General features: G+C 28.0%; 7 protein-coding genes. 4 read left to right on the top strand and 3 right to left on the bottom strand.

Annotation, left to right across the window (positions count from 1 at the left end):
- On the top strand, positions 1–498 hold a 498-nt coding region (locus BS62_RS11515), incomplete at its 5' end, for an anaerobic carbon-monoxide dehydrogenase catalytic subunit (RefSeq protein ID WP_496491426.1).
- A 177-nt stretch (positions 499–675) separates the two neighbouring features.
- Positions 676–1,443 carry a DUF2935 domain-containing protein gene (locus tag BS62_RS11510; protein WP_496491425.1) on the top strand — a complete coding sequence of 256 codons (768 nt, stop codon included), beginning with the start codon at positions 676–678 and terminating at the stop codon, positions 1,441–1,443.
- Positions 1,444–1,506: 63 nt separating this feature from the next.
- On the opposite strand, the gene BS62_RS11505 is transcribed toward BS62_RS11510, so the two are convergent.
- Positions 1,507–1,716 (bottom strand): hypothetical protein, encoded by a 210-nt coding sequence (locus BS62_RS11505; RefSeq protein WP_496491424.1) that lies wholly within the window; start codon positions 1,714–1,716, stop codon positions 1,507–1,509.
- A gap of 214 nt (positions 1,717–1,930) precedes the next feature.
- Positions 1,931–3,379 (bottom strand): aminoacyl-histidine dipeptidase, encoded by a 1,449-nt coding sequence (locus tag BS62_RS11500; RefSeq protein WP_496491423.1) that lies wholly within the window; start codon positions 3,377–3,379, stop codon positions 1,931–1,933.
- A gap of 150 nt (positions 3,380–3,529) precedes the next feature.
- Here BS62_RS11500 and BS62_RS11495 point away from each other — a divergent pair, with 150 nt between their 5' ends.
- Positions 3,530–3,862 (top strand): hypothetical protein, encoded by a 333-nt coding sequence (locus tag BS62_RS11495; protein WP_496491422.1) that lies wholly within the window; start codon positions 3,530–3,532, stop codon positions 3,860–3,862.
- 13 nt (positions 3,863–3,875) lie between these two features.
- Here the strand turns inward: BS62_RS11495 and BS62_RS11490 are convergent, their stop codons facing one another.
- On the bottom strand, positions 3,876–4,325 hold the full coding sequence (locus BS62_RS11490; RefSeq protein ID WP_496491421.1) for a hypothetical protein: 450 nt from the start codon (positions 4,323–4,325) through the stop codon (positions 3,876–3,878).
- Between the two features lie 139 nt (positions 4,326–4,464).
- Between BS62_RS11490 and BS62_RS11485 the strand changes: the two genes are divergently transcribed.
- On the top strand, positions 4,465–8,718 hold the full coding sequence (locus BS62_RS11485; RefSeq protein ID WP_496491420.1) for an acyl-CoA dehydratase activase-related protein: 4,254 nt from the start codon (positions 4,465–4,467) through the stop codon (positions 8,716–8,718).
- The last annotated feature ends 20 nt before the right edge of the window (positions 8,719–8,738 follow it).

Raw genomic sequence — 8,738 nt, 5'->3', positions numbered from 1 at the left:
GGAAAGATAAAGAGATTCTTCGTTATAGCTGGATGTGATGCTCCAACTAAAGGAAGAGATTACTATAGAGAATTAGCAAGTTCATTACCAAAAGAAGCAGTAATACTTACAACTTCATGTGGTAAGTTCAGATTTAATGATATAGATTTTGGAACAGTTCCAGGAACAGATATACCAAGATATATAGATTTAGGTCAATGTAACAACTCAGGATCAGCAGCTAAAATAGCTATAGCTTTAGCTGAAGCATTTGAGTGTGATATCAACGAATTACCATTAACAATAGTATTATCATGGTTTGAACAAAAAGCTGTTGCAATATTATTAGGATTATTCAGCTTAGGTGTTAAGAATATGTACGTTGGACCATCAGCTCCAAAGTTCATATCACCAGGAGTTTTAAAAGTATTACAAGATGTATTTAACCTACAATTAATAAGTGGAGATGCTAAAGCAGATCTTCCAAAAATGTTAGGTGAAGTTAAAGCTAACGCATAATTGACCCCAATTATTCAATATAACTTTATTAAAAAGAGGCTACCGTTTTCGGTAGTCTTTTTTTGAGCAAGGTTCGATCTTTTCAAGGGCGTTGGCGATATGAGCATAGCGAATTTTTGGTCACAATATTTCAGCTCAAACATATAATACATTGATATTGAAAATAGGAGGTATTATATGTTTAATATTAAAAAAGAGATAGAGTTTTGGACTAGAATAATGAGAGATCATGGAGAATTCCAATATACCAGCTTAGCACCAAATGAGTATAAATATATTCAAAAAGCTAGATATTTTATGGATTTATTTAAAAACCTACATGAAGAAGCTAGAAATTTACCAGATGATATATCAAATAAAAATGCCTTTAGTTTAATTCCAAAGAACATAGTTGCACTTCAACAATTTGTTGACTTTAAAAGAGAGATGCTAACTATGTTGGTAAAATGTAATATAGGATTAGGATTAACACCTACATTTTTAAATCATATGATAAATGAGGCAATGGAGTATTATAGAGTTTTATGTATAATGCAAGGAACTATACCATATAATGGGGCATTAGAAAATATTAGACTACATAAGGTATGGCTTCCAGATGCATCAGGCCATGCTTCAGCAATAGCTTCTGACTTAGATGCAGTTGAGTCAGAATTTGTATATATAGGTGATAAATTCTCAAAGAGATTCCGTGAACTGTTTATAAAATCTTATGAAATGTATAAGATATTTGAAAGAACAGGTGTAGAAAATGGATCTTTATTATATCTAAATAAAGAAGTTGAAAAAGAAATAGATAAATTTATTACCTATCTTGAAAGTGTAGAGGTTTTAAGGGAAAGTTGCAATCTTCTTGGATCAGGAACATTAAAGTCACTAATTCCAAATCATATGATTCGTGAAGAACAATATTATATGTATAGAATAAAGATGTTATATGAATAAATTTTAGTTTAAATTAAATTCTTAAAATAAAAAGGCTTTGGATTAACCAAAGCCTTTAATATATTAAACGTATAGTTCGTTTATTTTAGATATAAGGTAATTACCTTGGCTTAGTTTATATTGATTAGATGATAAAACATTAGATATTTCTTTAATTGTACCTTCTAAAAGAATATCTTTTTTACAACATGAACAAGCTAATGTATATCTATTATCTAATCCAAGAAAAGTAGTAACAGTTGGACAAAGTGTAACGCTCTCATGCATGCACATAATAATCACCCCTTAGCAGTTGTTTATATTTATAAGATTATTATATACTATTTTCATGAATAGATGTACACTTTTTTGTATTTAGAACATACTAATAAACTCTTAAATTAATAATATAAAGTATATTATCAAATATATGAAATAAATAAAGTCTAAGTACTGTAATTCATTTAATATATTTTGAAGTGTATCATATATTTCTTAAAAGATTTTTTTATTTAATAGATTTTAATATTTCAATTAAATAATTCCATGTTCTTTGGGTAGATGAAATACTTAAATGTTCATTTGGAGTGTGGCAATCATACATATTAGGACCAAAAGATATTATATCTATATCACCTAATTTTTCTTTTAATAATCCGCATTCAAGACCTGCGTGTATAGCAGTAACTATAGGTTCTTGTTTATAAATGTCTTTATAAACATTTACACATATATCTCTTAATTTAGAATCTTTATTATAAGCCCATCCAGGATAATCTCCTTCAAGTGAAAGATTAGCATCTAATACATTAGCTAAAGACTTAATTCTGTTAGTTATTTCAATCTTAAGACTTTCTACTGAACTTCTTACAGCATTTCTAAATATTATATTATTTTGATTACTTTGTATAACTCCTAAGTTAGTTGAGCTTTCAACTAAGTCCATATCCATACTCATTGTTTGTACACCATTTGGAGTTAAGTCAATTAGCATAATAACCTTTTGCTTAGTGGTGTTATCAAACACATTTTCAAAATTATTTTCTATTTTATCAATTGATAATTCAAAGTTAGAATCAGAAGATTTTAGTTCATTAGATATATCTAAATGCATCTTTTTTACAAATTCTTGTAAATTGCAAGTGTCATTAGTCAAAACAATAGCTTCAGCTTCCCTTGGTATTGCATTATCCTTAGAACCGCCATTTATAGAAACTAAATCAAAATCTATATTATCATTTAGTATATGTAAAACTCTTCCTAGTAGCTTATTGGCATTTCCTCTTCCTTTATCTATATCGGAGCCAGAGTGTCCACCTTGTAATCCTTTAATATTTATAGAATATGAATTTAAAGATTTATTAGAAAGTTTATATGTTATTGGCAAGTTTAAAACTGCTCTAACCCCACCAGCACAACTTACTAGCAGTACTCCTTCTTCATCAGAATCTAAATTTAACATATATTTGCCAGATAATAAGTTTCCATCTAAGTCCTTAGCTCCATTCATACCTGCTTCTTCATCTACCGTTATTAATACCTCAAGTGGTGGATGTTCTATATCATTTGATTGTAGTATTGCCATAGCATAAGCTAAAGCTATGCCGTTGTCAGCTCCAAGGGTAGTTTCTGTTGCATAAATCATATCATCTTGTATTCTAAGTTTTAGAGTGTCTTTTTCAAAGTCATGTTTAGTTTCTCTGTTTTTTTCACATACCATATCCATATGCCCTTGGAGTATAACTGTAGGTGAATTTTCATATCCCTTAGTTGCTGGTTTTTTTATTATTATATTTAAAGATCCATCTTGTATTGTTTGTAGATTTAAGTTTTTACCAAAGCTGTATAAATAATCACTTATAGCTTTTTCATTTTTGGAACATCTTGGAATTCTAGAAATTTCCTCGAAATACGAAAAAACAGACTTAGGCTCTATATTTGAAATTACTTTATTCATAAAAATTCCTCCATATGTACATATTCAAACTATATTATAACACTATGTATAATATTTCCAATTAATTAAAATTCTATATATAAATAAAATATATAGAACGTGTATAATTGACTTATACTAAATAATTATAGCTAATATTGGAGGAAATATATGTTTAATGTAGGAAACTTAAGTTTAAATTGTGATTTTGAAACTAGAATAATAAGAGAAGATGAACTTGATGCTGATATATTTATAGATCTAAAAAATAAACCTTTAGATATAAACTTAGGCAATAATGATTTTGGAATTACATCTAGAATTCAATTTAATTTAGTAAGGGGTATTCTTCTTAGAATAAGTAAACAAGATTACAATATGACAGTTCATATACTTGCAAATATAGACCTTCATTCAGCATATTCAAATTTTGAGGCAAATTATAAAGATAGTATTTTGAATATAAAAGAAATTAATGGAACAGTATGTATAACCAAAAAATAAGCCTTTAATAGGCTTATTTTTCTGAGGGTATTAATAATTCTTCTCCAGATTGGATATCGTAGGTATCTGATACTTTATTTTTATTTTTTTCTTTTATAACTTTTCTAAAGTCATCTATATCACCTGTATTATTATTATATTTTTTTATAATTTCGTCTAGATTTTCTCCATCTTCTACTATATGGTTTATAAACTCTCTGTTTTTCATTACTTTATTATAAGTTCTTTCATAGGTAAAATTCTTCAACCCACCAATAACAGGCATAGAATCATCTATTATATCAAGTCCTGCATCTAAAGACGTTATATAATTGTATATACTTTCTCTTAAAAAATCACTAGACATCTTTATAGGTTCTTCTTTATCTACTTCATATGCAAAATGACTGTTGTGTTCGTCTTCTCTATATATTCCTACAAATATAGTAAATGCTATTAAAAAACCAAAAAAAATTTTCTTCATATAAAAACCTCCTACATTTTTATTATTACTACATCAATGGTTTTTAAACGATAATAGTAAAATTTTACATAGAAGAGTTAAATAAATAAAAAATTGTTAATAATAGGTAAATATAATAGCTTTTACGGAGGTGGTGCCTATGAATAGGTTATTAAACATAGGGTTAGATGTAGGGTCCACAACAGTCAAGATAGTTATATTAAATGAAAATAAAGATATAGTATATAAAGTGTATAAAAGGCACTTGTCTGACATAAAGAGTACTTTAATCAATATATTAGATGAAGCAAAAGATATAATTAAGGAAAAAGAAATAACTATTAGTATGACTGGATCAGGAGCAATAGATATAGCTGATGATATAGGGGTACCTTTCATTCAAGAAGTTATAGCTTGTACAACTTCAGTGCAAGAATATATACCACAAACTGAGGTGGCTATAGAATTAGGTGGGGAAGATGGAAAGATAACGTACTTCGGATCTACAATAGACCAAAGAATGAACGGAGCTTGCGCTGGAGGAACTGGTTCATATATAGATCAAATGGCGTCAATACTTAGAACTGATGGAGTTGGAATAGGTCAACTTGCAAAAAAACATAAAACTATACATCCTATAGCATCCCGTTGTGGAGTATTTGCAAAAACTGATGTTCAGTCACTTCTAAATGAGGGAATATCAAAAGAAGATGTATCTGCATCTATACTTCAAGGGGTAGTAAACCAAACTATAACTGCACTTGCACAGGGAAAACCTATAAAGGGTAATGTTGCATTTTTGGGAGGCCCTCTTTATTTTATAGAAGAGCTTAGAAACAGATTTGTAGAAACATTAAATCTTAAAGAAGATGAAATAATTGTACCAAATAACTCTCAATACTTTGTTGCATTAGGAGCAGCATTAAGTTCCAAAGATAATGAACCATTTAATAGCGACATACTTTATGAAAATATAAAAAATTTGTATCCTAAGTTGTCTATGGATGAAAATTCACAAGAACCATTGTTCTTAGATGAAAATGATTATATAAAATTTAAACAAAGACATAGCTTAAACAAAGTAAAAAGAATGGATATAAATTTATATAAAGGAGAAGCTTATTTAGGGATTGATGCAGGGTCTACCACTACAAAGCTTGCACTTATAAGTGAAAAAGGTGAACTAATTTACTCTTATTATTCTAACAATAATGGAACTCCTCTAGAATCTGTTTTAAATGGGTTGAAGGATATGTACTTAAATGTTAACAAAAACATAAAAATAGCTAATTCTTGTGTAACAGGATATGGAGAAGGGCTTATAAAAAATGCATTAGGTATTGATGTTGGAGAAGTAGAAACTGTAGCACATTATAAAGCAGCAAAATTCTTTTTACCTGATGTAGATTGTATTTTAGATATTGGTGGACAAGATATGAAATATTTAAAGATAGATAATGGAGTTATAAATTCTATTATGTTAAATGAAGCTTGTTCATCTGGATGTGGATCTTTTATAGAGACATTTGCTGATTCATTAAATATTGATTTATCAGAATTTGTAGCTTCTGCAGTTAGGTCAAAATCTCCTGTTAATTTAGGAAGCAGATGCACTGTATTTATGAACTCAAGTGTAAAGCAAGCTCAAAAACAGGGTTTTGAAATAGGAGATATAGCTGCAGGAATATGTTTATCAGTAGTAAAAAATGCATTGTATAAGGTAATAAAACTAAGAGATATAACGAGTTTGGGTGAAAAAATAGTAGTTCAAGGTGGAACTTTTTATAATGACGCTGTTTTAAGATCTTTGGAATTGGAGTTAGATAAAGAAGTTGTAAAACCTGATATATCAGGAATAATGGGTGCCTTTGGATGTGCAATTATAGCAAAGGAAAAATACAACTCAAAGTATGAAAATAGAAAAATAAATACTACAACACTATTAAATGAACATAATACCGACAATTTTAAGTATAGTACAATAAATAAACGATGTGGTATATGCACAAATAATTGTTTATTGACAGTAAGCAAATTTAAAAATGGCAAAAACTTTGTAAGTGGTAATAGATGTGAAAGAGCTACTAAGGTAGATAATAAAATAGAATTGCCAAATTTATATAAATACAAGTTAGAAAGATTGTTTTCATATAAATCTTTAGATGACAATGAAGCTACAAGAGGTGTTATAGGTATACCAAGAGTTCTTAATATTTACGATGATTATCCGTTTTGGCATACATTATTTACATCACTCAAGTATAAGGTAGTATTATCATCTAAATCTTCCAATGAAATATATGAAATGGGAATGGATACTATACCATCGGAATCTATTTGTTATCCTGCAAAATTAACCCATGGCCATGTAATAGACTTAATAGATAAAGGAATAGATAAGATATTTTATCCTGCTATATATTATAATGTTAAAGAAAATAAATCTAAAAATCATGTTTATAATTGCCCTATAGTTATATCTTATACTGAAAATATAAACTTAAATATTGATAAGATAAAAGAAAACAATATAAAGTTTTATAGTCCTTATTTATCATTAGAACACAAAAGTAAATTAGCATATAGACTACTAGAAGTCTTAAAAGATGAAAATATATCATTAAAGGAAATACAACAGGGAGTAAATAAAGCTTATGATGAATTATATAAATATAAATTAGACATAAGAAATGAAGGTCTAAAGACTATTAAAGAATTAGAAGAAAAAAATATAAGGGGCATAGTTTTAGCAGGAAAACCATATCACTTAGACCCTGAAATAAATCATGGAATACCAAATCTTATAAATTCGTTAGGATTTGCTGTTCTTACTGAAGATAGCATATCTCATTTATCGCAAAATCAAAATGAATGTATATCAAATCAATGGATTTATCATTCGAGACTTTATAATGCTGCAGATGTAGTTTGTCAAAATTCAAATTTAGATATGATACAACTAACATCTTTTGGGTGTACAACAGATGCAATATCAACTGATATAGTAGAAAATATGTTAAAATCAAAAAATAAAATACATTCACTAATAAAAATTGATCAAATAAATAACTTAGGTTCAGCTAAAATAAGGATACGTTCATTGGTTTCTTCAATAAAAGAAAGAGAAGAAATAAAGACTTATAGTAATATAGTAGACTATAGACCTAAAAATAAAAATAAATATAAAATAAATAATAATGTGGACATAAAAGATTCTTATACTTTATTAATACCTCAGATAAGTGATATACACTTAAATTTTATGGAATCTGCGTTTGAAAACTCTGGATACAAGGCAGAAGTTTTGAAACATAATGATGAGTATGTAATAAAAGAAGGATTAAAATATGCAAATAATGATTTGTGTTATCCATTTATTATAGTAGTAGGTCAAATAATGAAAGCTATAAAGTCAAATAAGTATGACCTTAATAAAATTGCAATTCTTATGATAAAAACCGATGGCCCGTGTATTGCTAGCAATATGACAAATATACTAAAGGATATATTTAATGAACAAGGGTTAGGAAATATACCTGTTATACCTTTATCAGCCACAAAAGATAAGTATAATCCAAAACTTAAGCTAAGTCCAAAACTTTTATACAAGATAGGTCAATCAATAGTATATGGAGATTTATTGACCAAAGTATTGCTAAAAACAAGGCCTTATGAAAAAGAAAAAAATTCAGCAAATGAACTTTATGAAAATTGGGTAGAGAAGTGTAAAAAATCTTTGAGAAGCGACAATATAGGCCAATATAAAAAAAATATACACAATATAGTAAATGACTTTGATAAGTTGCCTATATACGAAGATATAATAAAACCTAAGGTTGGACTTACAGGTGATATATACATAAAATTTAATGATTTTTCTAATAACAATATAATATCTCTTTTAGAAAAAGAAGGAGCAGAGGTTATAGCACCGGATTTAATGAGCTTTTTATTATATTGCGGTTATGGAGGAAAATTAAAACATGAAAATATAAGCCCTAGCCTTGTAGATCTAAGTACATCGAATATATCCATAGGAATTTTGGAGTTTTTAAGAAGAGATATGCAAAAGTCTTTAAGACAAAGTAAGAGATTTTCTACGGCTCCAATGGGATATGAGTTAACGAAATGTGCAGAAAATTATATTTCATTAGGAAATCAAGTTGGAGATGGTTGGGTAGTAACTGGAGAAATAGTCGACTATGTAAAAAACGATATAACAAATATATTAAGCATGCAACCTTTTGGATGTTTGCCAGGGCATATTGTATCAAAGGGAATAATTAAGAGGCTAAAAGAAGATTACCCATATATAAATATATCTTATATAGATTATGATCCAAGTGAAGCAAAAGTAAATCAACTTAATAGAATAAGGCTTATGATGAGTATTGCACATAAAAACTTAGGCTAATACAAGAAAAGTCTTGTATA

The organism is Sporacetigenium mesophilum DSM 16796, assembly GCF_059569055.1.
This window is presented reverse-complemented; position numbering and strand designations above follow the sequence as displayed.

Coding starts and splice junctions, on each gene's coding strand:
- BS62_RS11510 (WP_496491425.1), top strand. CDS start 676: ATGTTTAATATTAAAAAAGAGATAGAGTTTTGGACTAGAATAATGAGA.
- BS62_RS11505 (WP_496491424.1), bottom strand. CDS start 1,716: ATGTGCATGCATGAGAGCGTTACACTTTGTCCAACTGTTACTACTTTT.
- BS62_RS11500 (WP_496491423.1), bottom strand. CDS start 3,379: ATGAATAAAGTAATTTCAAATATAGAGCCTAAGTCTGTTTTTTCGTAT.
- BS62_RS11495 (WP_496491422.1), top strand. CDS start 3,530: ATGTTTAATGTAGGAAACTTAAGTTTAAATTGTGATTTTGAAACTAGA.
- BS62_RS11490 (WP_496491421.1), bottom strand. CDS start 4,325: ATGAAGAAAATTTTTTTTGGTTTTTTAATAGCATTTACTATATTTGTA.
- BS62_RS11485 (WP_496491420.1), top strand. CDS start 4,465: ATGAATAGGTTATTAAACATAGGGTTAGATGTAGGGTCCACAACAGTC.